This is a genomic window from Algoriphagus alkaliphilus (genome assembly GCF_900103735.1).
In the GTDB taxonomy this organism is placed as follows: Bacteria; Bacteroidota; Bacteroidia; order Cytophagales; family Cyclobacteriaceae; genus Algoriphagus; species Algoriphagus alkaliphilus.
Genome location: NZ_FMXE01000009.1, coordinates 64,996 through 90,440 on the forward strand (window position 1 = coordinate 64,996; position 25,445 = coordinate 90,440).

Below are 25,445 nucleotides of genomic sequence, written 5' to 3' on the forward strand. Positions count from 1 at the left end.
CGTCTTCCTTCTTCGGTCTCCGGTCTTTCAACTTTCAAACCCAATCTTTCAATTTTCCAATATTTCAATTTTTCAATTCCTTAACCCTCACTGCAAACAATAACACCATCAGGAAGCAAAACAGGGGCAAAACGAATGAAAAATTTACCTCCGGAACTCCCAGAATCAATATATCGGTGTAGCCTTTTCCTCCCCAGTCCAAAATCATCCCCTGAAGGGTTGGCATGATTGCTCCGCCTACAATGGCCATCACGAGGTAGGCTGCGGCAAATTTGGAATCTTCGCCTAAACCCTCCAATGCCACCCCATAGATCGTCGGAAACATCAGCGACATGGCAAAACTGATCGCAACCAAGCTGTATAATCCGGTCAATCCGGTAAGGAAAATTGCCCCCAACGTGAAAATCATGGCAAGTACACTGAACAGTGCCAGTAACTTTCTGGGCTCCACAATCCGCATCAAAAAGGTGCAAATCCACCTTCCAAGCAGAAAAATTCCCAGCGAAGCATAGGCATAGTTGACTGCATTGTAGGTGCTGATGCCGATCGATTCGGCATACTGGTAGATGTAGGTCCAGACCATGATTTGAGCACCGACATAGAACATTTGCGCAAAGGTGCCTTCGACGAAATTGCGGTTTTTGAGCAATCGCTTCATCGTTGCTCCAAAGTCAATTTTGCCCGGGGAATCTTTACTTTCCGGCATTTTCACCATCGCTATCACTGCAAATATTACAATGACTACCAGTCCGAGAATAACATAGGGATTTCGGATGACCATCAGATCATTGGTTCGGATAGCAGCTTTTGCTACCTCATCTAAGCCATCGAAAATAATGTTTCCACTTGCATCCACAGTATTGGATTGCAGTGCGTTGAGTATAAAAGTTTTTGCTACAAATAGTCCAGCCAAAGCGCCCATTGGATTAAATGCCTGAGCCAGATTCAACCGCTGTGTCGCCGTAGCTTCCGGTCCCATGGAAAGAATGTACGGGTTGGCGGTAGTTTCCAAGAAGGCCAAACCAAAAGTCAGAATGTAAAGTGAGGCAAGAAAAAATCCATAGCTTTCCCAAGCCGCTGCAGGATAAAACAGGCAAGCTCCAAAAGCATAAAGGCCTAAGCCTAATAATACACCTGTTTTGTAGGAGTATTTTTTGATGAAAAAAGCCGCAGGCAGTGCCATGGTAAAATAACCGCCATAAAATGCCAATTGTACCCAAGAAGCTTGTGTGTTGTTCAGCTCCAAAACCCGCTTGAACGCTGCCACCATGGGATTGGTGATGTCATTGGCAAATCCCCAAAGTGCAAACAGTGAGGTGATCAGAATGAATGGGATAAGCAGTTCCTTGGGGACAAGTGCCGGTTTTTTTGTCATGGGTTTAAAGTCAAAGGGCTCGGTCGAGATGTGTGTAGCCACCGTCGACATAGAGATGCTGTCCGGTGATGTGGGAGGCTTTTTCGGAAAGTAAGAAAATAGCCATGGAGGCAATTTCCTCCGGTTTAGTCATGCGATTGCCAAGCGGAATTTGGGCATTGATTTCAGCCAATTTTTCTTCTGGATTGGGAAAGGACTGGATCCAGTTTTCATACATCGGCGTGTAAACTTCCGCAGGTAAGATGGCATTTACCCGGATTTGGAAGGGGAGAAGCTCCACTGCCCATTCCCTGGTGAGGGCAAGTTGAGCACCTTTGGCAGAGACATACCCTGAAGTACTTCCCTGTCCGGTGACAGCAGTCTTGGAGGAGATATTGACGATGGCTCCACGGCTTTTTTTCAAATAAGGCAAGGCATAATGTGCCAAATAATAGTAATGAAACAGGTTTTTGGCCACTGAATCAGCATAAGCCACAGGATTTCCATGCGCTAGACTTACGCCGTCATTTGCTCCGGCATTGTTGACCAAGCCATCAATTTTCCCGAAGGTTTTAAAGGTCATCTTTACAGCAGACTCAGCATCTTCAGGAGAAAATAGCCTGATTGGAATCTGCAGTGCTTTTCCTTTGGCCAAATCAAGGATTTCCTTTCCCTCTTTTTCAGATGGATCAATCATCACGGGGATTGCCCCTTCTTCAATCAAGGCTCTTGAAATTGCTCCGCCAATTCCTTTTGCTCCTCCCGAGATGAGGATGACTTTGTCTTGCAGGTTTAGGTTCATTTTTTCAGTCCACAGTCCACAGACCATAGTCCACGGCACCTTTTTTTTTACTTCAATATTTTGTCTTTTCTATCAAATCCTATAAAATTCAGCAGCAGTTTCCCCCATGATTTTGTCTTTTTCCGAAGGAGAAAGTGCATCGGTAAACTGCTCTATCACTTCCCAAAACCGCTCATATTCACCTGCCAAAAGACAGACTGGCCAATCGCTTCCGTACATCAATCGATCGGGGCCAAACAGTTCCAAGGCAATCTCCAAATATGGGAAAAGCTGCTCCGGAGTCCATGTTTTCCAGTCCGCTTCGGTGATCATTCCTGAAAGTTTGCAATGCACCAATTCCCGTTCGGCAAGTAATGAAACAGCCTTTTTCCAGTCCTTCCATTCTCCGGCTTTGATATAGGGTTTAGCCAAATGATCAATCACAAATCGCTGATCGGGGCATTTGTTTACAAGTTCCAAGGTGGCTGATAGGTGCGTTGGGAAAATTAGGATATCATAGCCGTATCCTCGGGTTCCGATTTTCCGGATCCCACGGATAAAATTCTTTTGAAGGATGTATTCGGGATCTTTTGATTGAAGAACCTCACGGAAACCCACCAGCTTTTGCTTGTCTGAATAGTCGTCCAATAGCTCTTCCAGAGTGTCACTTTTCAGATCCGCCCAGCCTACGATACCCAGGATCCACTCATGCTGCGCTGTCAAATCAAGCAAAAAATCTGTTTCGCGCAGATTTTCTTCCGCCTGTACGGCAATGCATCCATCCATTTTGGCATCCTGTAAAAGAGGATAAAGGTCCGCAGGACGAAAATTTCGGCGAATTCTACTCATCTCAGGACTAATCCAATCCTGTCGCTTTGGATCATATTCCCAAAAGTGCTGATGTGAGTCAAGTCTCATGCTTCCGGATCATTCATTGCCACCTGACGCGAAATCCCCAAGCTTTCAATTCCCAACTCAACGATATCTCCGTGTTCCAGATACTGCGGTTGCGGCTTAAGTCCCATGCCTACTCCAGCTGGTGTTCCTGTGGAGATCACATCACCCGGAAGCAGCGTCATATATTGGCTCAGATGGGAAACAATGGTAGGGATGTCAAAAATCAAATCAGAAGTATTGCTGTCCTGAAGGATTTTCCCGTTCAGTTTGAGCCAAAGTCGAAGGTTGTGAGGATTTGGTATTTCTGATTTGGTAGCTAAAATTGGCCCAAGTGGAGCGAAATGATCTGCGCTTTTTCCTTTGACCCACTGTCCTCCATGGCGGAGCTGAAAGTCTCGTTCGCTCACATCGTTATGTAAGCAATAACCTGCGATATAATCATAGGCATTTTCAACACTTACATATTTTGCACGCTTGCCGATCACCACTGCCAATTCCACTTCCCAGTCCGTCTGTACCGAACTTCTTGGAATATAGATCGGGTCAAAAGGTCCACAAAGGGAAGAAGTAGCTTTCATGAAAATAATCGGAACTTCCGGGACGGCCATTCCGGCTTCTTCGGCGTGTTTTCGATAATTGAGGCCGATACAGATTATTTTTGATGGGCGGGCAATTGGGGAACCGATTCTTGCATTCAAGGGAACTTCCTTGAGATTGGCTTGATTTACCGAAAGCCATTCTTCCAATCGAGTCAGACCGCTGGTTGAAAAAAAAGTTTCATTCCAATCTTCTCCAAAACTGGAACAGTCAAGATTGATCCCTGATTTATCCTGGATGCCGGGTTTTTCTTTGCCAGCTTCACCAAATCGAATGAGTTTCATGATTTTGGGTTTTTAGGTTATTGAGAGTTTATTGAATTATGAAGTTAGAATTATGAAATCTAAAAGGTTGAATTGGCGTCTGAAAATAATACTCATTTTCGACTTTAGAATAAAATCGAAAATGAAACCTATCTCAAAGGGAATTACAAGTATTAAACATCAGTCATCACTTATCCATCTCCGGACAATCAATCAATAACTCAATAACCAATAACTTAATAATAATGAATATCGAATGCTGAATTTCGAATAATGAAGTGTAGGAATGCCATTCAATCAATATTTACCTTTACATCTTCAAACCCATAAAGCCCCCGTCAATATTGAAGTTGGCACCGGTGATAAAGCTGCCAGCCTCTGAACTGATAAAATAGGCTAATTCAGCGATTTCTTCGGGAGTTCCCATTCTGCCAATGGGTTGGGTTGCGGCAAGCTTATCATACATTTCCTTTTCTTGCCCGGGATAGTTTTTGGCTAGAAATCCATCAACAAATGGCGTGTGTACCCGTCCTGGGGATAAGCAATTGCAGCGGATGCCGTCCTGTACATAGTCCCGTGCCACGCTGAGTGTCATGGAAAGGGCCGCACCTTTGGTCATGCTGTAGGCAAAGCGATCCGGAATCCCGATCGTCGCAGCTACAGAACACATATTGAGGATTGACCCACCTCCATTTTCTTTCAACTTGGGCAGTGCAGCTTTGATGCAGTTAAACATACCTTTGACATTTACCTGAAACAAGCGGTCGAAGTCGTCTTCGCTGGTAGTTTCTACTTTTCCGATGTGGGATATGCCTGCGTTATTGATCAGGACATGAATTTTTTCGGGGATTTGGTGGATGAGCTGCTCAACTTCAGCAAAAGATGCAATACTCCCTTCCAGAAATTTGACTTGATGTCCTTTTTCGTGCGCTTCGAATTGGAGTTTGGTGCCCTCTAGATGGTTGGTGTCGATGAAAAAGACGTGATTTCCCTCAGCAGCAAATTTCCTGACCATGGCAAGACCAATTCCACTGGCCCCGCCGGTGATAAGGACGGTTTGTACATTCATGAGAATAGGTTTGGGTTTAGCGTAATTTCAAGATAATATCTGAGTTACACAATTTGGAAAATAAATTGAGGAATCGCTATATCTCCCGGATTTGTTCTAAAATCCGTTGGATTTTATCAAAAGTTAAGGGTTTTTCAAAAAAACCAATCACAGATGTATATTTTTTGGCAAATTCAGAATTTAAAGCGCTGACTGAGGATGTGATCAGAATAACTTTCGAGTTAGTGTCGTTTCTATCTGCTAATTCATTGAGAAAATCCCAACCGCTCAAATCCTTCAAGTTAATATCCAGCAGAAGGAATCGCTTGAGTCCGGTGATCGGTGAATTTGCCAGGTGGTCTAAGGCCTCCATCCCGGAACTAAACAGCCTCAGCTTGGTGTCTGGACTAACTTTGTGAAACATCTTTTCGAGGATGACCAATAGTACCTCGTCGTCATCCACCAGAATTATTTCAGATTTCATTTTTGTCCAGTGGTTCTATTTGTTCAGATTTTTTGCTGATATCTCTTACTATCTCATCCAGCTCAAACGCAGAATTTTTTATGTGTTGAATCAATTCTAGACTTTCCTCTTTGACATTGGGGATTTCGGATTCCAGCAGATTGACAAGCCCCAGAAGTCTCGCCAAAGGCGCTCTGACTACATGTGATTGAATCCATGCGATTTCCCGGAAAGTCTGGTTTTGCTTCTCAATAGTTTCCACATAGTTGTAGCGTTCGGTAATATCATTGACCAATACCATTACCGCATCTCGTCCATTGAAAATCAGTAAGTTGATCGTAACCTCTACAAATATCAATTCCCCGTTTTTCTTTTTGTGCCGAGAGACACTTTTTTGGCTGACTTTGTGGCCTTGTCGGGTGTCGCTTATGAGGTTTAAGACATACTCGGCATCTTCTTGAGGTCTGATATCCAAGATAGTCATAGCCAGAAACTCTTCATCAGAATAGCCATAATGACTGATTGCAGCCTTATTGATATTTAGAAAATGGAGGGTTTCCAGATCATACACCCACATCGGTAATGGGCTCAGTTGGAAAAGGTCACTATAGCGTTTTTCGGATTTTTGAATTTGATCAGTAAACCTCCTTCGCTGAATGGCATAGATGACACTTTTATAGAGAATAATCGGTGTCAATTCGTCTTTCAATAGGTAATCTGAAATACCCAATCCTAAGGATTTGATGCTAAAGTCTACGTCTGAGAAGCCTGTAAGTGCCACTACAGGAGTGTCAACAGCCAAGTTTAATACACCGACAATCAATGGTTCCCCTGAAAGATCCGGAAGAGAGAGGTCTAAAAATATAATATCAAAACTATTACTCCGATTTTCCAAAAGGACTTTTGCAGACTGAAAGGTGTCTGCCCGAATTAGTTTTGGGTTTAAAATATTCTCCGTGAGATATTCTTCAATCAGGATATTATCTCCAAGATTGTCCTCAATGATCAGAATATGATAGGATTTTTCGTCCTTTCGCATGCAGGTTAGTTATTGGGTAGACGGATTACATTGAACCAAAATTCTTCAATTTTGGATGTTACATTCAGAAACTCAGAAACCTCCAGTGGTTTGATTATGTAGCAATTACAATGTTCCTGATAGGCTTTGAGAACATCCAGCTCTGAGGAAGATGTGGTCAATATTATGATCGGAATATGCTTCAAATCAGGGTGATTTTTGGCACTTTGAAGGACTTCATGTCCATTCTTTTTAGGAAGATTGATGTCTAATAGAATAAGGTCAGGCAGTTCATTTTTATTGGTTTGCGAACAGGTGACCAAAAAATTCAGTGCATCGTTGCCATTTCTCAATACTTTTAGTTCATTCCCCACTTTACACTCCTCCAATGCTTCAGTAGTCAAAAGTATGTCTCCTTCATTGTCCTCTACGAGTAGGATCTTTATAGGCCTTCTATTCATATTTTTTTAGCGTAAATAAAAATTTGCTTCCAATTCCAATTTCAGACTCTGCCCAAATAATCCCACCGTGCTGGGTGACAATCTTCCTGCAAGTTGCAAGTCCCATTCCCGTTCCCGGATATTTTTCTTTGGGATGCAGTCGATTTAAAATCCCAAATACATGATCAAGATAATCAGCTTCGATTCCTATTCCATTGTCTTCAATGCAAAATTCAAGAAAATCTTTTTTCACCTTTCCGGAAATCTTGATTACCGGATTTGTATCGGGATTTTTGTACTTGAGCGAATTGCCGATTAGGTTTTGAAATAAGATTTGGATCGGAGTCCTTATGCCGGTAATATCGGGTAGATCCCCAAGGATCACTTCGGCATTTGATTCACTGATAATAGCTGATTTGAATTTGAGTACTTCTTTGATTAATTGGTCTGTATTTATTTTTTCAATTGACTTCTGATCAAATCCAACTTTTGAATATTCTAAAAGTTCGTTGATGAGGGTTGTCAGTCGTTTTGCTCCGTCGACTGCAAATTCAATATACTGATTTGCTTTTTCATCCAATTCCGAACTGTATTTTTTTTGAAGTAAAGTCATGAATGAACTGATCATTCTGAGAGGTTCGCGCATGTCGTGCGATGCTAGAAAGGCAAAGGCTTTAAGTTCTTCGTTTGCATTGCCAAGACTTTTGTTGGCTTCGAGCAACTCCAATTCGGTCTTTTTTCTTTTTGAAATATCCTGTGTTGCACCGATCATCCGTATGGCATTTCCTGCAGCATCTCTTACGATGTATCCCTTATCGATAATGAAAGCATAGGATTGATCCATTTTTTTTACCCGAAATTCATGTTCCCAGAATTCACTCTGACTCTGGAGTGTTTCCTCTAAATTATTTGAAACTTCCTCCAAATCATCCGGATGAATGATGGTTTTTAAAAAATTATGAGTACTAATTGACCCACTATCCTCATAACCCAACATTTTGAAAAAATGATCAGACCTATAGACTTCATTTAAAGCCAGATCCCAATCCCAAATCACATCCGAGGTGGCTTTTGTGGCAAGCTCAAACCGTTCATTTGCATTTATGATTTCTTTGGACTGATCCGCTACTTTTTGACGCAGTATGGCAGGTTGTCTTGCCGCATTCCAGGCAACAATTCCCAGAGCGACTGCGAGTAGGATTCTCAGGAAAACCGCAAATAAACTGCCTGAAATTGCGGTACTTTCCTTGAGCTGAACGGTTAAAAGCCAATTGCCAACATCCATCGGAATACTGGCCGAGTAGCCGGATGCCGGTTCCTTATCACTTAGCGGGATAAAATTTTCAACAATTCCCGTATTTGGATTTTTTTTGCTTAGCTGAACGGAAAATTTCTCTTTGGGATTATTTTTTAAAAGTCCCTCCTCAAATATTGTTTCCAAATAAATGATAATTGCAGAAAGCCCTTTAAGTTTTCCGTCTTCAAAGAGGGGGTACCTTCCGACGATTCCCATTCCTCCTTGCCGGAGCGTGAAGGGGCCGGAGAAAAACACCTCTTTCCTTCGGATAGCTTCCTCCACTTCTTTGTTAGTCTTAGGGTCAGCCAGTACGTCGTAACCAATGACCACTTCATTTCCTGCCAAGGGATAGACTGCTACTATGGTTCCGCTATCGAGATACTGGATGACATCTACCAATGGATTGTTGTCCAAAATGTCCCGACCTATACGTTCAAAATTTTCTACTACGTTTTCCTGATTTTGTGCATAGAAAGCGAGTGTTTTTACGGCGGAAACCCCATTGTTTAAGGCTTCAGTTAATCTATTCTCCAACTCATTGAGTTTACTGATAACTTCCTCGCGTTCGGTAGAAAGTCGAAGCTGATATGCTGTATAGGAAAGATAGAAGGTAAGAAAAAGACTGAGGAAAAACACAAGCCATCCCGTAGTCCTGGGACTGGAATAAATCAATGAACTAATCTGTTTTTTAAAATTTTCTATTGAGCTCACAGGCTATTTTTTAAGAGTAAAGAAAAAATTGCTTCCGGCTCCAATTGAAGATTCAACCCATATTTTCCCACCGTGGAATTCCACAATCTTTTTACAGATCGCTAATCCAATCCCTGAACCTGAATATTGATCTTTTTGATGAAGCCGCTGGAAAATGACAAAAATTTTCTCTTTAAACTCAGGGTCAATTCCGATCCCATTGTCTTTGACAGAAAATAGCCACTCGTATTCATTTTCTTGGCCTTCGATCCAGATTTCAGGAACCTGTCCAAGAGGTTGATATTTGAGTCCATTGACGATCAGGTTTTGAAAAACCTGTATAATTGGACTGGCGTGGCCAACAATATCCGGGAGTTCTCCCACATGAATAATGGCTTGTTTCTCATGGATCAATTTATTGTTAAGGAGGAGCACTTCTGTTAACAATTCCGAAGTTTTGATTGTTTTTTTGGCCTCATGGATATTTCCAATTCTGGAAAACTCCAATAAATCCAAAATAATATTTTTCATCCTCCTTGCACCATCTACAGCAAAGCCAATGTATTGTAACCCTTTTTCGTCTAAAACTCCGGCGTAGCGCCGCTCGATGAGTCCGAGAAAGCTTGAAATCATTCGAAGTGGCTCCTGAAGATCGTGTGAAGCCACATAAGCAAATTGTTCCAGTTCTTTGTTGGAAAGTCCCAGTTCGCGATTAGAGATTGCCAGTTCCTCGTTCAGTTTTCTGAGTGATTCTTCGTATTCTTTTCGGGGAGTGATGTTTTGGATTGCGCCAACTACCCGGATTGCTTTTCCATTCGAATCTCGGATGATGGTTCCTCTGTCCAGCAGGCTAAGAACCTCTCCTCCCTTTCTTAAGAACCGATATTCTGATTCAAAGAGGTTATTTGACGCACTAGCCAAGACTTCCAGATAATGGGATATTACCCTTTCTCTGTCTTCGGGATGAATGTTTACTTCCCATGTGAGGTAACTGTCGTGAATCCCTGAAACTTCCTCTTCAAACAGGAAATTAAAGCCTTCACCCCAATAATGTTCCCCCGTTTCAATATTCCAGTCGTAGATCGCATCATGGGAGGCCTGTGAAATAAGTCTAAAACGTTCGTTAAACTCATGAATTTGTCTTTCCGACTCTTTTTTGGAGGAGATGTCCTTAATGATGACAGACAGCCCTCCGTTTGAGGGATACACAGTCACTTCCAACCAGGCTTTTAGCCATGGATCAAACGTTTCAAAATATTGGGGTTTACCTTCAAGAAATGCGTTTTCATAAGATTTCTTAAACTCAGTGTCTACAATACCAACAAAATCCCACAAGCTTTTGCCGATAATTTCTTCCCGCTTGATTCCTGTCAGTTTCTCTACCTCGTTGTTCCAATAAGTGACGATGTAGTTTTTATCAAAAGCGTAGAAGGAATCTCCGATACTCTCTAAAAGGGAATCTCGGGATTCGAAAGCTCCGCTAATTTTATCCAAATTTTGCTTTCGCTCAATGGCAAAAGACAAATTCGTGGTCACAGAGGCCAAGAAACTGATTTCATCTTCTGTCCATATTTTGGGATTTGTACAATCGTCAAACCCAATGAATCCAAAGAAATTGTTCTCCATCAGGATGGGCATGAGCAAAAGAGATTTTATTCCTTGCGCTTCCAGAATTTCCCGCGTCGGGCCTTCAGCTTCGTGGGTGAGGATCGAAAAAGGTTTCCCATTTAAGGCTGTTTGAACTGAAAGTGGATGGTCCTTGAGTGGAATAGATTGCAGTGCCGGATTTGAAAGTTCAGAGGCTACCTTTCCATTTGTCCATTCGTTGGTTTGTTGACTAAATAATTCTCCTGTCGTTGGATCGAAGAAGTTTTTGAAGAAATAAACCCGATCCACTTCTGTTATTTCCCCCATTAATTTGAGAGCGGGATCCATCAGTTCTTGCCAATCTTCTATTTCCAAAAAATCCTGAACAATTTGAGAAGTAGCAGCAATTAGGTCAGTCTTTTTCTGGAGTTCCAGTTCTTTTTCTTTTTCCAGACTGATATCCTCCAAAGCACCTACCATCCGAATGGGGCTGCCATTTTCGTCCCGAATGATTACGGTGTTTTCCTTGACGAATGCATAGGTTCCATCATATTTTTGGAATCGATATTCCCCCAACCATCTATTTTTTGACTTGTCAGTTCTGGTAGCGATTATACAATTCCAAATATCTTCAAAGTCATCGGGATGAATTTTTTCTTTCCAAAGGTCAGGAGAGACGCTTTCCATATCGGCTGGGTAGCCAAACAAGCGGTGGTAGCCCTTTCCCCAAAAGATGTAACCCTTAGGTATATCCCAATCCCAAATGGCATCGGATACCGCTTGAGTTGCGAGATGGAATCGCTCATTGCTGATCCGCAAGCGATGATTTGCCCAATAGGTATCTGTCTCATCTACCACGGTAGAGATCATCAAGTCCTGGTCGGGAAGGGGGATATTTCTGGCCGTCACGATTCGTTCTTCACCGCTTTGTGTCACGATGGGAATATTTTCCCAACTCATTCGCTCAGGATCTCCACTTTGGATATCTGAAATAATCCGGGAAGTGATGTAGCTTCGGTCAGGGTATATCTTTTCGAAAAAGGTTGCTACATTGTTCATTACCTCTACAGGCCAACCGTAGATTTCTGAAAATGCGGGATTGATATAAGTAGCCTCTCCTGTACTTATTTTATTTACAGCAATACCTGACGGCAGATTATGGAGGGCTGATTCTATAAATTGGTTTCTTTGGATTAGCTCCTTTTCGAAGATTTTTTCTGTGGTAATATCCTGAACAGTACCTCTGAAATATGTTTTATCAGTGTCCGGATCTTTTTCTAATTCACCCTTCTCATGTACGTATTTGATTTGTCCCGTAGGTAAGATGATCCTATGAATTGCGTCGAGAGGTGCGATACCAGCAAGTGCATTGGTGTGATTTAAAATAAATTCTGCCTTATCCTCCGGATGAAATGTATTGAAAAACAATTCAAAATTAGGCTGGATATCGTTTTTCTCCAGTCCCCAAATTTCAAAAACCTCGTCTGACCAATAAATGGATTCAGTATCAATATCAAATTCCCAATAGCCCAGCTTTCCGATTTTCTGAGCCAATATTAATCTTTTGGCTAATTCTGATATCCTTAATTCTTCTTTTTTTCGCTGTGTGATGTCTTTTGAGTAGCATCCCAAGGCGATTACCTGACCTTTTTCAAAAATGGGCTTAAAGTGGACCTCTTGGTAGGCATCTTTTTTTTGCAGGGTGACTTTTCGAATGATTGAAAAATTCTCGCCGGTAAAGGCCCGATCATAGTATGATTTCCATTCATCTATAAATGAATTGGGTAATGGTGTAGAATAAATAAGATTATCACCGGGTTTTAAGTCCCAATCTCCAATTTCCTTCATCGCATTTAGGAATTGATTGTTGGCTGTGATCAAGGTATAATCCCTGTCGAGGGCCCAAATTACTTCAGGAGAAGAGTCGAGAACTATGGCAAGTTTTTGGCGGTCTTGCCTTAAGTTTTCCTGGGTTTGTAGTATTGAGGTGATATCCCGTGCTATCCCAAAAATTGTTTTGGTGGTCTTATCCAGAGCGGCTGACCAGTTTAGCGTGATGACAGATCCATCTTTTTTGAAGTACCGGTTTCTAAAATCAGACGAGGGAAAACCTGCTAAAATTAGTTCTCTGTTTTTGATGGTGGCTGGAAAGTCATCCGGATGAATCATATTCCTAAATGATTTCCCGATCAGCTCTTCAGATGGATATCCCAGGATTTTTTCACTTGATTTTGATACTTTAAGAAAAGGCCCATCCTCTTCTGCTATTATTATTAGATCCTGAGTAGTATTCAGGATATTTTCCAGATGAATAGTTGTGTTTTTGAGCTCTTCTTCCCTGAGTTTTTGGTCGGTGACATCTTTGAAAACTCCAAAAATCCGATGAGGTTTCCCAAATTCATCCAAGTCGACTGTACCTTCGGAGATAACGAACCTGATTTCTCCATTGGGACGGATGATTCTTTTTTCAACTTTGTAGGGCGCGCCGGTATCTATCGATTTTTGAAGGTGTGCCGTTGCGCTTTCCCTGTCTTCGGGATGGACAATCGAAAGTCCAAGTAGGATCGATGGGACTACGCGCTCGGGATCTAATCCTAAAATTTTGAATAAGCCTTCTGAAAAATTGCATTGGTCAGTGATGAGATTAGCTTCCCAATGTCCAATATTTCCCAGCAACTCTATTTGCTTTAGAACAGCTTTGGTTTTCTCTAAAGTTTCTACGGTAGATTTAAAATTAAGTGGTTCTATTGATTTGGGATTTGTACCCATAGAGCGATCAATTTAAGCTGCTGAATATAGATTATTTGAATCTGACTACCTCCCAAGTGCACTATTCTGTAAATCTACAACCGCACTACCTCTCCGGTTTTCACTGAATCATCACAGGCGAAGGCAATTCTAAGGCTATTCAGCGCATCATTCATGTGATCCGTAAGATCTAAATTCTCTTGGATTGCCATTAGAAAATACTGCTGCTCCCGGTCACAAAGCTGCTGATGATCAGGTTCGTCTGCCATATCGATCCATTCGTCTTTTCTAATAAAATTATTTTTAGCATCAATGTCTGCATGGTGCACCCGAATTGATTCAGTTTTAGTATGGCTGTCTACGTGATCTGATTTCCCGGATGCACCGGCATCTTTGGCTACTATTGATACGGATCCCTTTGGCCCGAATACATCCTTTATGAAGAAGGCGGTTTCAGAAATCATCGGACCCCATCCCGCTTCATACCATCCTACCGATCCATCCTCAAACCTGATTTGAAGCTGCCCGTAATTGTAGTTGTCAATGGCTATGTCATCTGTCAGTCTAGCACCGATGGCCGAAACCCAAATAGGCTTAGATCTAGTCATCTGACACATCACATCAATGTAATGGACTCCACAATCCACGATCGGACTCAGTGATTTCATCAGGTTCCGATGCACATCCCACATGTATCCCTGGCTTTGCTGATTGAGATTCATCCGCATGACCAGCGGCTTACCCATTTTTTGTGCTTCCTCGATGAATCTCATCCAGGAGGGATGATGTCTAAGGATGTAGCCGACGACTACCTTTTTTCCTGTTTGATGTGCTTTGGAGATGATTTTTTCACAACCCAAAACCGTATCCGCCAGCGGTTTTTCGATGAAAATATGACAACCAGCTTCCAGTGCTTTTAGCGCAAATTCCTCATGGGTATCAGGGTAAGTGGAGATACATACCGCATCCGGTTTAGTAGTGGTCAAGGCTTGATCAAAATCTTCAAAAAGTGGATAGTCTGCTTGCAGCTTGGTATTTAAATTGATTTTGCTGTCACCTCTGGCTACTAATCCGCAGATTTCAAATTCAGACATGTGATGATAAGCAGTGGCATGGGAGGCACCCATATTACCGCAGCCTACGACTAGGATTTTGATGGATTTCATTTAATAGGATTCAGGGTGAGTTGATTATAATCTGACTGACTAAGATATATAATTTCTACAGTCATAGAAATTGGAATATCGGGAGTATCGGATTCATCTCTTTTTACCTGTACGATTTGATTTATTACCTCCATTCCTTTGATTACTTGGCCAAAGACAGTGTAATCTCCATCAAGCCTGTGAAGTCCTTTAGGATTTTGAACGATGTAAAACTGACATCTTGCCGACAGTTTTCCCGGATTATCATCTCGTCCAGCACCCACAGCGCCGTAGACATGAGTCAATTCCGGATGAAATTCCGGTTCCAAAAGATACTCCGGATCAGAAAACCCCTCGGGAGTATCAGGGCAACCGCCTTGGGCGACAAAGTTTGGGATGACTCGGTTGAAAGTCAAAGAATCCCAATATCCCGCCTGCGCCAACTGGATAAAACTCGCTTTATGGTTTGGAGTTCGATCGTCCAAAATGATCAAAATTTCTCCTAAGGGTGTAGCTATTTTACCGATAGGAATAAGCTCATTGGATTGAAACAAGAGAAAAATTAGCTGAAAATATAGGATGGGTATCATATTGGTTTTGATTTTACCTTTTAAAACTGCACTTAATATACAATAGTAAGGAAGTGATTACTATGGTGAAAATAATAAGTTTTGGGAAGGCTCGAATTAAATATTTGTGGCTTCTTTTGTTTAAACACCCTAAACTTATGGATCAGGATAAATCATTTTTATCAGTAGAAATTGACCAAAATCCCCCAATTCCGGCAAATGAAATGAAGCGTCTGATAGCGCTCAGTGATTTGGATCTGGATTACCTGGATTTGAATAAGTCCTTCGCAGATTGGACAAAGTTGGCGGCTAAAGTTGCCGGTACTTCTATTTCATTGATCAATCTAATTGATTCCTTTACCCAATGGAGTGCCTCAAGTTATGGGATTGAACTTCAACAGATGCCAAGAGAAGAGTCGGTCTGTCAGTACACCATCATGGAAGAAAACTCCGGTGGATTTGAAGTGAATGATTTGTCAAAGGATGAACGATTCAAAGATCGGTTTTATGTCACTGACGCGCCTCACTTAAAGTACTATTACGGTGTACCTCTAAAAGTGGACGAGGATGTAGTCTTAGGCGCACTATGCGTACTACATGATGACTACAAAAGCCTGAGCGCGGAGAAGAAGGAAATGTTGGAAATCATCGCAGGTGAGGTGGTTAATAGAATCAAGATTCATCATGCAGTTGCCAATCTCAAAAAGACCGTTCAGGAAACAAACTCTATCAAAAACAGAGTAGCTCATGATATTCGCGGGCCAATTGGAGGAATCATCGGACTGGCTGAGATAATCCAAATGCAAGGCAACAGTAACAAGCTGGAGGAGGTTTTGGAGTTTATTGCTTTGATCCAAAAAAGCGGTAAATCTGTTTTGGAACTTGCGGATGAGATCTTATCTCAAAACTTTGAATCAAGCGATTCATCAAAAAGAGTCCCCAAGGATCATGAGTTTACACTTTCTACTCTTAAATCAAAATTGGAAGACATGTTTAATCCGCAAGCCATGTCCAAGAAAGTGATCCTTGAAGTTAAGGCTAGCCCTCCGTTTGCCGAAATCCCATTCCCAAAAAACAAAATCCTCCAGATTCTTGGTAACCTGATATCAAACTCGATTAAGTTTACCCCGGCTGAAGGCAAAATTGAGGTCACGTTGGATATGGAGGTCTTGGATCAGCAGAAAATCCTCCAATTCAAAGTCAAGGATACCGGTGTCGGGATTACTCCTGAAAAAATTGATGAAATTCTTAAAGGCGGAACCACATCCTCTAATGGCACATCCGGAGAAAAAGGCTTCGGATTTGGTCTAAACTTGGTTCAGCACCTTGTCAAAGGGCTGAAAGGCCGACTTCTGGTTAATTCTAACCTTGGCGATGGGACTGAATTTGAACTGATAATTCCAATGGATGCTGTCTCATAACTGGTGTTTGTTACATTGAGCACCTGAGCAACTTGATTTGCGAAGTTCGAAATGTTGGTATATTCACTGTAAATGGCCTTCAACTTCTGTCACACTGACCCTTCGACTCCGCTCAGAGTGACTGGAGTCGAAGTGTCAGGCTGACACCTACAGTCCTTTTGAAACAGCCTATTTTTTATCCAATTCCTTTGCCTTTAGACTGTTGTCTACCGGGTAGGCATACATAGATAGGAAGCTTTTTACCAAAACCGGATTACTGGTATCAACTTTTCCAAGCAGGCGTTTTTCGAAAGCCTCTTTTTCATCTTTTGTATAATAGCTCGAAAAATTATCACTGCCGTAGAGCAAGTCATGAGCGATATAATTACTCGGCCAGAGCTTGTAACCGCCCCAGATTTTAACATCGATGAGCGATGCCAATTGTGATAGCTTTTCGGATTGGGAGATTTCCAATGCCGAGATTGCTTTAATCTCCTGATCGATTACTCCATTTACCTGAATGTGGATTCGCTTTTTTGTCCCCAAAAGTCCCCGAAGAAGGTTGACAAAGTCCTCATTTTCGTGCTTGATGTATTTTTCATCTCTGGATTTTGCCAAAAGTTCTGGCATCTTCAGGATATCTGTTGGGTCATATTCATAAGATATGGATACCGGAACCAGCCTTATTTTCTCAAAAAATCCAAAGGGATTATCAACATCCTCAGCCAGGGTTAGCATCTTGAGAACACCCTTTTGGGTGACGTCATTTCCGTCTTTGGTTCTGCCTTCCCGTTGGGCAGTCCATACCGAACGATTTTCATTTAGCAAAGACTTGCGGATATATTCGGATACCATCAGGGAACTTTCAAAAAGAGCCCGGCCGGTTAATCCCCTTCGAATCGCAAAATTTCGATTGAGGCGGGAAAGCATGTGAAGGAAAGGTTTTTTGATCAAATTATCTCCAATTGCCGAAGTAGTCATGACCAAGCCTTTTTCATAAATGCAGGCATTTAACAAAGAAGTGTCCAGGATGATGTCCCGGTGATTGGAAACAAACAAATAGGCCGTATTGGGTTCAAGGGCTTCAAAGCCTCCGGTAGTCAATCCATCGGAGCTTTTCTCCAATACCATCATCAAGGCAGGATAAATAAAATTAATCTGGAAATCCCGCAGCGAGTGGGTGTGTCGCATCAGGTCTTTCCAGTGAGATGGATTGTCATTGGGGAAAGTGAAATTCATCATGGCCTCCAACATCGGATCGTCAATGATCTGACGAATCGCCGCATTGGCTTCGGCTTCATAAAAAGGTCTTATGGGATCAAATTTGGACATAGTGGGGGATTATGCTTTCGCAAAAAGCAAAAATTAGCTGAATAATTGAAGTGAAATTACCCGGATAGGTCCTTGTTTCGGGTATTTATTCCCGCTTTAGATATCGATCAAAGAACAAAAGATGAACGGGTAAGGCCTCTGTCCAATAGGGCCAAGTATGTGCTCCTGGCCGCTCAATGTATTCATGTGGAGTGCCATTTTCCAGAAGCAGTTGGTGGATTTGCCGATTGGTTTCGATCAGGAAATCATCTACACCGCAGTCAAGGATCAGCGCCAAACCATTGGCTTTCATTCGGTCTACTAAGCCGACTGCGGTAAAGGTACTGAATTCTGGCCCATCGTAGTTTAGGTCTTGTCCGAGCATATCTTTTTGCCCCTGCAGCCGGAGTGTTCTGAATTCGGCAGGCACTTTCCACATTCGCGTATCGATATTCATTACCCCGCTCATACTGCCGGCAGCAATAAATAATTCCGGGTGTTTTGCTGAAAGAGTGATCGCACCATGGCCTCCCATCGATAGCCCGGTAATGGCCCGGGATTCCCTTTTTGCCAAGGTTCTGAAATTTTTGTCAATATGAGGAATCAGCTCGGAAGTAATGTAGGTCTCATATCTGACTGAGTCCAGCATGGGGCTGTCGTAATAATAACTGGCAGGTCCTACCCCCGGTGTCACGATGATCAGGTTATATTCCTCTGCCATTCGCCCTACGACCCCGGGTTCGCTTACATTTCGATGCCAGTCACTGAACGCGCCGCTTCCGCCATGAAGCAGGTAAATCACAGGGTATTTCCCAGTGCTTTTTTGATAGGAAGAGGGAGTCGTAACAGCAGCTTTCAGATGCTTCTTCATTGCCGGGCTGTAGACCTGAATGGTGTCTGTTTTCCCTTGCGAGAAAACCAAAATCGGAAAAAGGAAGAGGAGTAAACTGAGACGGATCTTCATGGGTGTTGGGTTTGGATGGATCGGGAAATCTTAAATTTTTTCCGGTTATGTGATAAAAAGCCTATCGATCAAAGCGAGTGGCATCGTGATTTTACAAATCTGCATTTATTCAATCAATGAAAAGTAAAGGAGATTCTTTCACTTTTCATTGCTGCTGAGCGAATGATCTGTTTTCTTATACTTTCCCTTAAGTTCGTCTAAGACGGACTTTTTCCATAGGGGCACACCCGTGATGTAAGAAGCTCGGCCCAATAAATGTGCCCCTACAGGTGCAGTCAGTAGGATAAAGAAAATTATGGCTAAAATCCGGGTACTGACAGAAGTTTCCTGAAAATAAACTGCTGCCGAAGCCAGAATCAATCCTATGCCCAGAGTCGCAGCTTTAGTGGTGACGGAGATCCGAAGGTAAAGGTCGGGCATCCGAACAAGTCCAATGGCTGCCAAAAGAACGAACACTGAGCCAAGGCTCATCAGGAGTAATATGATTATTTCATTCATTGTTCCGTTTTTTTTCGAGGTAGTAGGAAAATGCCACGGTGCTAAGGAATGCGATCAACGCAAGAATCATGGCGATATCAAGAAATGTAGATTGGTTTACGATAATGCTGTAAACCGCGATTATACCGATTCCGGTGGTGATCAGGAGATCCAGCGCAATCACCCGGTCGGAGATACTTGGCCCTTTGAGAAACCTGTAAAAAATCAGGATTACCGAAAGGGTCAGAATAGGCAATATGACATAATATAAATAGGTGTAAATCATCTCAATATGGCTAATAACCTTCGTTCGAATCCATTTTGGATGTCTCGAATAAATTTTTCTTTGTCACCAATATACATCGCATGGATGTACAATACTTTTCGGTCTGTCGATACATCCAGGCTGCAGGTGCCGGGAGTGAGTGAAATCAAATTTGCCAGGAGGGTGATTTCAAAATCCGATTTGGCCTCCAGCGGATATCTGACTATGCCGGGTTTCATGGTGCTTTTGGGAGTCATCACCTCGATGGCGACCTGAATGTTGGCTTTGGTTAATTCGGCCAGAAAGAAAAACACAAAGCCGATCGTTTTGGGGGCTATCCTGAAGTATTTTCTGTTTTCTGAATTCAGGCTGATGATCCACATGATCGCAAAACTCATCAGAAATCCAAACAGGGTATTTGCCAGGGAGAAATTCCCACTGAGGGCTAACCACACGAAGGTCAAAAGTAGGTTCATCAGAAAAGGTGTCCTCATGTCAGTTTGATTTTTCTCCCAAGACTATTGTAATATAAGTACTTACATCGCTGAGTTCTCCACTGATTCGTTCTGAAAGTGCCTGGATAGGCCCAGCCCCAAAACCAATCCCCAGCGAAAGTATGCTGAGAAAAATTATTGGAATTAAAATTAGAATCTTTTCGCGCTGAGTATGCGCTTCGAAAAACCTAAAATTTGCTGGAGGATTTGTCACTTCTTTTTTCTTCCAAAATACCTCCGCCCAAACTTTGGCGATAATTAACAGCGTCATAAAGCTGCCAAATAGAATGAAGCCGATCAATACATAATTCCCGGTTTCCAAACCTCCCATTATCAGGGAGAGCTTAGGCCAAAAGCCGGAAAGGGGAGGGATCCCCACCAAGGAAAACAAGGGCACAGTCATCAACAAACTCAAGAGCGGATAGCGGGCATACATTTCTCCCATACGCTTGATATTACTCGTCCCATTGATCCGATAGAGCAGACCGCCGACCATGAAGAGATTTGCCTTGACCACAATGTCGTGAATCATGTAAAATATAGCTCCTGTGAGCGCTAGTGTGGAACCCATTCCCAGTCCTGCTACCATGAATCCGATATGGCAGATGATGAGGTAGGAGAATATTTTCTGAAGATTGCGCTGAACCAAAGCACCCACCGCTCCACTGAAAAGTGTGAGCATAGCCACGCCCATCAGGACATTTTCCAGAAAGGGATCGAGCGTGAAAATCAAAGTAAAAACCCGGATCATGGCATATACTCCCACTTTCGTCAGCAAGCCACCAAAAATTGCCGCCACAGCATGCGGAGGAGTATGGTAAGAGGCTGGCAACCAAAAATAAAGGGGGAACACCGCTGATTTTATCCCAAATCCCACAAAGAAGATCATCGCACAGATGTTGACGAGTGTTTTGTCTTCGATCGCAGCGATTTTTAGTGAAAGATCGGCCATGTTTAAGGTGCCGGTAATTCCGTAGAGTACCGCGATTGCGGTGAGGAATATCACGGATGCAAGAATATTCAGGGTAAAGTATTTTACTGCGCCTTCGATTTGTGCTTTTTCACCTCCGATGGTGAGTAAAACAAAAGAACTGATGATGATGATTTCAAACCAAACATAGAGATTGAAAATGTCACCGGCCAAAAAGGATCCGCAAAGTCCCATAAACAGAAAATGGAGAATGGGAAAGAACCCAAATCTTGCCCTTGCATTGACAATCGATCCCGCGGCGAAAACGGAAATGGCCAAACCCAAAATCCCGGTAAGTAGTACCAGTGTGGCAGACAAAGTATCTGAAACCATTGTAATGCCATAGGGTGCTTCCCAATTGCCAGCCTGAATGACCATGGTTCCATTTTGCCACACCAGACTAAAAAGCACAATAGAAAAAATCAGGGCTATAGAGCTGCCGATAATGCTCAGGATCCGCTGGGCCATGACTTTCTTCCACAGAAAAATGAGCATCACGGAGATTAGAAACTGAAGAAGGATGGGTGCTATAACTAAGTATGAACTCACGCGTTTTCGTCGGTTGTATTCATTTCGTCTAGATCGTCTGTTTTGACCACTTTATATGCCCGCTTGATCAGTACAATGGCAAAGGATTGAAGACCAAAACTGATGACAATGGCAGTTAAAATCAAGGCTTGGGGAAGTGGTGCTGCAAATACTTCTCCTAAAACAGCGGGGCCATCGGGTATGACAGGAGGTTTGCCTTTGGTGATTCCTCCCAGGAGGAAAATCAAAAGATTAACGCCGTTGCCCAATAAAATCAGGCCAAGAATGAGTTTGACTAAACTTCGCCTTAGAATCATGTAAATCCCGGCGGCGTAGAGTACCCCAGTCATCAAAGCAAGTAGGATTTCCATTTTTAAGCAGATTCAGATATGGTGAAAATAATGGTGAGCGTGACTCCTATGACCACGAGGTACACTCCGATATCAAAAAACAGCGCACTTCCGATCATTCCTATTACAGGGATCGCCTCGTCATACCAAAGTCCAGTCATGAATGGAAGGCCAAATATACCTGGGGCGAGCCCACTTATCACCGCCAGCGTAAGTCCTACAGGCATCAAAAATCCCGGGTGTGTTCTGAGGAGCGATTTGGTGTTTTCCAGTCCATTTGCAAAAGCATGTAAAACAAAGGCAATGGAAGCAATCAGTCCACCGATGAAGCCACCTCCAGGAAGGTAATGCCCTCTCAGGAGAATGAAAACAGAAAATAACAGCAAGAGCGGCAAAAGGTAATTGGATGCTGTCCTTAAAATAAGAGTCTTCATGGCGTTTGCATAACTGGTTATCGGATTCTTTCGTGTCACCCTGAGCAGCTTGCCCGCCGTGGCGGGGAGTCGAAGGGTCGTAAATCGGTTTTAATATCAGGTTATCGGATTCTCTCCCTACTTTTCAACCGTAATTTCATCAGTCCAAACACCCCAAGTGCTGCGATGACCAGTACCGTAATTTCCACCAGGGTGTCCATTCCTCTGAAATCCACTAAAATTACATTGACCACATTTTTTCCTTTGGCAAGTTTGTAAGCGTTGGCCGAATAGTACTCGCTCACTTCCGATACCATCGGGTCGGAAAGTACTCCCAAAGCGAGAAGAGTGATCATTCCTCCAAATCCCAAAGCCACAATTCCGTCTCTGACTCGTACCCGAGAGTCGGAAAAAGGCAAATATTTTGGTAGCCTATAGAGTACGAGTACAAATAAAATCACCGTCAAGGTATCAATGGCAAATTGAGTCATGGCGAGGTCGGGGGCACTGTAAAATACAAAAAGAAGACAAAGCGAATAACCGACTACCCCCATCGCTGCCACTGCCGTGAGTCGGGAGCCGGTAAATACGGTGAACACAATGGCACCAAGCATGATCGCCATGATCCCAGTTTCATAAAAAGTGAGATCCAAGAGCTGTGTGAAATCTATTTTGGGATGGAAATTTCCCCACATTCCATACCCTATAAGCGCCATTAGGAATAGGAGGATTACCAGAATATAGTTTCGCAAGTAACCGTTCTGAACCATTCCAGTCCACAAAGTGGAAAAACGGAAGGTGAGTGATCCCATTCCTTCAAAAAAAGCTAAAGGAGAGTATTTTTCCCATTTCAGCATCTGTTCTTCTCGATTCAGACTGGGTTTGAGTAGAAAGAATAATCCCAGTCCCAGCCCGATTGTCGTGGCACTGAGGGCCAGCACGGTGTTGAATCCATGCCAAAGTTTGAGGTCCAACGCATAATCCTGAATGCCCAATGCCACTAGGGCAGGAGCGATAAGTGAATTACTGATCAAGCCCGGAGCCAGCCCAATCACCAGGCAAAGTGTAGCTAGAATCAAAGTAGGCACCCAAAGTCTGGGAGATCCGGCTTGGAGATCTTTATACTTAGTTGGGAGGGGACCTATGAATGGGCGGACACCTGCAAGAAAACCGGCGAACAACAGCATCACATTGGTACTCACCAAGGCGACTGTAGAGATCAAAGGGAATACGCCGGTATGCAGGGAAGCTTCATAAATCAGGTCTTTTCCTATAAATCCAAAGCTCGGCGGAATCCCTGCATTGGACAGCGCAGCCAGAAATCCGGCCACTGCAACAGGAAGCATCACTTTGCGCAAACCGGAGAGTTCACTCACATTTCGGGTATGCGCAGCATGGTCTATTATTCCGGTCATGAGAAACAGCGTGGCCTTGTACAGCGCATGAACCAGCAGGAAAACCAAGCCAGCAAGCATGGCTTCTTCAGTCCCCAAGCCAATAAGAAATACCAAAATCCCCAAAGCTGATACGGTGGAGTAGGCGAGGATGCTTTTCAGGTCGTCTCTGAAAAGTGTCTGGAATGCGGCATACACCATCGTCGCACCACCCACACACCAGAGACTGTAATGCCATAATTCCGAACCCGAGAATGCAGGACTCAGTCGGAATAGAAGATAGATACCTGCCTTGACCATGGTAGCCGAATGCAGGTAAGTAGATACGGGTGTCGGTGCCTTCATCGCACCGGGCAGCCAAAAGTGAAATGGGAACTGTGCAGATTTGGTAAATGCGGCTCCAAAAATCAGACAGACTACTGCCATAAAAAAGGAATGATCCTGCATCATGGTGGAAGATTGAAGCATGTCCACGATGCTGAAACTGTCTGTGATTCCATGGATGACCAGCCCTGCCGCCAAAAGACAAAGCCCGCCAAGTCCAGTGACTGAAAGTGCAATCAGGGCAGATTTCCTGGAAGCAGGATCTTCATTATTGAAACCAATCAAAAAGAAAGAACTGATACTGGTAAGCTCCCAAAACAGAAATAGGGTGATTAGATTCTCAGAGAGTACCAATCCAAGCATGGCACCCATAAACAGGCAGAGAAAGCCGAAAAACCGGTCTAAATAGACATGACCTTTGAGGTAATAGGAGGTATAAATAAATACCATGGTTCCGACTCCTGTGATCATCAAGGCAAAGATCAAAGACAGGCCATCCAGATTGAAGTCGAGGTTTATCCCCAGTTGCGGCACCCATTGATTACGCTCAAGTATGGCCCCATCAATTACCTGTGGGATTTTTTGCAGAAAAAAAATGAATAAGGCCAAAGGCAAAATAGAAAGTAATATGCTCCACTTTCCTTTCAACACTTTTCCGAAAGGGACTAGTAAAAGCGCAAAAATAAAACCTGAAAGGACTGCTAATAGCATAAAGCTTAGTTTCTAATTTTTTTCAATTTATGATAATTTGCTTAGCCGATGACACAGGTATTGAAAATCAAGATGAAATTTTACGGGAGCAAACCTGCATGGAAGACCTTTCATTTGGTAATAAAGCAATCCTCTTTTGAGTTAGATGGATATGAACTTGAATTCCCCCAGGTTAGTTCAGTAAAAAATAGATTGGCCAAAGGCAATAAATTGAGGCTGTCTCATAACTACTGTTTGTCACATTGAGCGAAGTCGAAATGTTTCTGTATTCGCTGTAAATGGCCTTCGACTCCGCTCAGGCTGACACCTTCAGTCCTTTTGAGACAGCCTCTTGTGGGCCCACTTGGAATCCCCCGATCAATCGGGGCAGTAGGTGCTTGCCCCGATTGATCGGGGGAGTCAGTTGCTCAATTTTTTGTTTTGTTGAAGAGAAATTGAAGCGTTTCCGGGTCCTCTTTAAGTTTTTTGATAAAGGTTTTGCTTTTCATTTTTTTGATGAAAAGTTCCATTCTTCTGGCCTGAGAAAAAGAATCGGTTCGGATGCTGAAAAATAACTCCCAATCTGAGGCTTTGGCAGTAAACCGGTGGTTTCCGTAGGCTTGGTTATTGTGTTTACTTAACCTTTCCCCGAGTGATTCCTGGGTTATTCCCGTATAAAATTTCCCTAAAGTTGGGCTGGAATCAATGTAGCAAAAGCACATAAATAAAAATAAAAAAAAGGCTGGAAAAAATCCAACCTTTCGTGGGCCCACTTGGAATCGAACCAAGCACCTACTGATTATGAGTCAGTTGCTCTAACCGAATGAGCTATAGGCCCCTACTAATTATTTTTAAGCACCTACTGCCCCGATGGATCGGGGCAGTCTTTGCTCTAACTTCCCGATTTTCAACGGGAGAGCTATAGGCCCGTACTTAAACCTGAAATTTGTTGCTCAATTGGCTTCAAA

General features: G+C 42.9%; 23 protein-coding genes and 1 tRNA gene. 1 reads left to right on the plus strand and 23 read right to left on the minus strand.

Going from position 1 to position 25,445, the window contains the following annotated elements:
- Positions 1-64: 64 nt before the first annotated feature.
- The 12 genes from fucP to BLQ81_RS07925 all read right to left on the minus strand — a co-directional run bounded on the left by fucP (position 65) and on the right by BLQ81_RS07925 (position 14,918).
- On the minus strand, positions 65-1,375 hold the full coding sequence (gene fucP, locus BLQ81_RS07870; protein WP_092729405.1) for an L-fucose:H+ symporter permease: 1,311 nt from the start codon (positions 1,373-1,375) through the stop codon (positions 65-67).
- Between the two features lie 10 nt (positions 1,376-1,385).
- Positions 1,386-2,156: an L-fucose dehydrogenase gene (locus BLQ81_RS07875; RefSeq protein WP_092729511.1), complete on the minus strand. Its 771-nt coding sequence runs from the start codon at positions 2,154-2,156 to the stop codon at positions 1,386-1,388.
- Positions 2,157-2,228: 72 nt separating this feature from the next.
- On the minus strand, positions 2,229-3,053 hold the full coding sequence (locus BLQ81_RS07880) for an amidohydrolase family protein (RefSeq protein WP_092729406.1): 825 nt from the start codon (positions 3,051-3,053) through the stop codon (positions 2,229-2,231).
- On the minus strand, positions 3,050-3,913 hold the full coding sequence (locus BLQ81_RS07885; protein ID WP_092729407.1) for a fumarylacetoacetate hydrolase family protein: 864 nt from the start codon (positions 3,911-3,913) through the stop codon (positions 3,050-3,052). The genes BLQ81_RS07880 and BLQ81_RS07885 overlap by 4 nt, the downstream gene beginning before the upstream one ends.
- A 289-nt stretch (positions 3,914-4,202) precedes the next feature.
- Complete coding sequence (locus BLQ81_RS07890; RefSeq protein ID WP_092729408.1) at positions 4,203-4,961, minus strand: SDR family NAD(P)-dependent oxidoreductase; 759 nt, start codon at positions 4,959-4,961, stop codon at positions 4,203-4,205.
- Positions 4,962-5,037: 76 nt separating this feature from the next.
- Positions 5,038-5,424, minus strand: a complete 387-nt coding sequence (locus tag BLQ81_RS07895; protein ID WP_092729409.1) for a response regulator — start codon at positions 5,422-5,424, stop codon at positions 5,038-5,040.
- Entirely contained in the window at positions 5,414-6,442 is a 1,029-nt protein-coding gene (locus BLQ81_RS07900) for a PAS domain S-box protein (RefSeq protein WP_092729410.1), read from the minus strand. The genes BLQ81_RS07895 and BLQ81_RS07900 overlap by 11 nt, the downstream gene beginning before the upstream one ends.
- 5 nt (positions 6,443-6,447) lie before the next feature.
- Entirely contained in the window at positions 6,448-6,882 is a 435-nt protein-coding gene (locus tag BLQ81_RS07905; RefSeq protein ID WP_092729411.1) for a response regulator, read from the minus strand.
- On the minus strand, positions 6,875-8,869 hold the full coding sequence (locus BLQ81_RS07910) for an ATP-binding protein (protein WP_092729412.1): 1,995 nt from the start codon (positions 8,867-8,869) through the stop codon (positions 6,875-6,877). The genes BLQ81_RS07905 and BLQ81_RS07910 overlap by 8 nt, the downstream gene beginning before the upstream one ends.
- A 3-nt stretch (positions 8,870-8,872) precedes the next feature.
- Positions 8,873-13,204: a PAS domain-containing protein gene (locus BLQ81_RS07915; RefSeq protein WP_092729413.1), complete on the minus strand. Its 4,332-nt coding sequence runs from the start codon at positions 13,202-13,204 to the stop codon at positions 8,873-8,875.
- A 74-nt stretch (positions 13,205-13,278) separates the two neighbouring features.
- Positions 13,279-14,349 (minus strand): Gfo/Idh/MocA family oxidoreductase, encoded by a 1,071-nt coding sequence (locus BLQ81_RS07920; RefSeq protein ID WP_092729414.1) that lies wholly within the window; start codon positions 14,347-14,349, stop codon positions 13,279-13,281.
- Complete coding sequence (locus tag BLQ81_RS07925) at positions 14,346-14,918, minus strand: peptidylprolyl isomerase (RefSeq protein WP_092729415.1); 573 nt, start codon at positions 14,916-14,918, stop codon at positions 14,346-14,348. The genes BLQ81_RS07920 and BLQ81_RS07925 overlap by 4 nt, the downstream gene beginning before the upstream one ends.
- Positions 14,919-15,055: 137 nt before the next feature.
- On the opposite strand from BLQ81_RS07925, the gene BLQ81_RS07930 reads away from it, so the two are divergent.
- Complete coding sequence (locus BLQ81_RS07930; protein ID WP_092729416.1) at positions 15,056-16,318, plus strand: GAF domain-containing sensor histidine kinase; 1,263 nt, start codon at positions 15,056-15,058, stop codon at positions 16,316-16,318.
- Positions 16,319-16,486: 168 nt separating this feature from the next.
- Here BLQ81_RS07930 and BLQ81_RS07935 read toward each other — a convergent pair whose 3' ends face one another.
- The 11 genes from BLQ81_RS07935 to BLQ81_RS07990 form a co-directional block, all read right to left on the minus strand.
- Positions 16,487-17,629, minus strand: a complete 1,143-nt coding sequence (locus tag BLQ81_RS07935; RefSeq protein WP_092729417.1) for a 1-acyl-sn-glycerol-3-phosphate acyltransferase — start codon at positions 17,627-17,629, stop codon at positions 16,487-16,489.
- 85 nt (positions 17,630-17,714) lie between these two features.
- Positions 17,715-18,572, minus strand: a complete 858-nt coding sequence (locus BLQ81_RS07940; protein WP_092729418.1) for an alpha/beta hydrolase — start codon at positions 18,570-18,572, stop codon at positions 17,715-17,717.
- A gap of 138 nt (positions 18,573-18,710) precedes the next feature.
- The gene (mnhG, locus tag BLQ81_RS07945) at positions 18,711-19,070 is read right to left on the minus strand and encodes a monovalent cation/H(+) antiporter subunit G (RefSeq protein ID WP_092729419.1); all 360 of its coding nucleotides are present in this window, start codon (positions 19,068-19,070) and stop codon (positions 18,711-18,713) included.
- Entirely contained in the window at positions 19,063-19,335 is a 273-nt protein-coding gene (locus BLQ81_RS07950) for a cation:proton antiporter (RefSeq protein ID WP_092729420.1), read from the minus strand. The genes mnhG and BLQ81_RS07950 overlap by 8 nt, the downstream gene beginning before the upstream one ends.
- Positions 19,332-19,808 (minus strand): Na+/H+ antiporter subunit E, encoded by a 477-nt coding sequence (locus BLQ81_RS07955; protein ID WP_092729421.1) that lies wholly within the window; start codon positions 19,806-19,808, stop codon positions 19,332-19,334. Before BLQ81_RS07955 ends, BLQ81_RS07950 begins: the two co-directional genes overlap by 4 nt.
- Position 19,809: 1 nt before the next feature.
- Positions 19,810-21,327, minus strand: a complete 1,518-nt coding sequence (locus BLQ81_RS07960; RefSeq protein WP_092729422.1) for a proton-conducting transporter transmembrane domain-containing protein — start codon at positions 21,325-21,327, stop codon at positions 19,810-19,812.
- Positions 21,324-21,677: a Na+/H+ antiporter subunit C gene (locus BLQ81_RS07965; protein ID WP_092729423.1), complete on the minus strand. Its 354-nt coding sequence runs from the start codon at positions 21,675-21,677 to the stop codon at positions 21,324-21,326. Before BLQ81_RS07965 ends, BLQ81_RS07960 begins: the two co-directional genes overlap by 4 nt.
- Positions 21,678-21,679: 2 nt before the next feature.
- Complete coding sequence (locus BLQ81_RS07970) at positions 21,680-22,090, minus strand: Na+/H+ antiporter subunit B (protein WP_092729424.1); 411 nt, start codon at positions 22,088-22,090, stop codon at positions 21,680-21,682.
- Between the two features lie 101 nt (positions 22,091-22,191).
- On the minus strand, positions 22,192-24,498 hold the full coding sequence (locus BLQ81_RS07975; protein ID WP_092729425.1) for a putative monovalent cation/H+ antiporter subunit A: 2,307 nt from the start codon (positions 24,496-24,498) through the stop codon (positions 22,192-22,194).
- 407 nt (positions 24,499-24,905) lie between these two features.
- Complete coding sequence (locus BLQ81_RS07985; RefSeq protein ID WP_092729427.1) at positions 24,906-25,199, minus strand: GIY-YIG nuclease family protein; 294 nt, start codon at positions 25,197-25,199, stop codon at positions 24,906-24,908.
- A 42-nt stretch (positions 25,200-25,241) separates the two neighbouring features.
- Positions 25,242-25,315: transfer RNA gene (locus tag BLQ81_RS07990), tRNA-Ile, on the minus strand.
- Positions 25,316-25,445 lie beyond the last annotated feature (130 nt).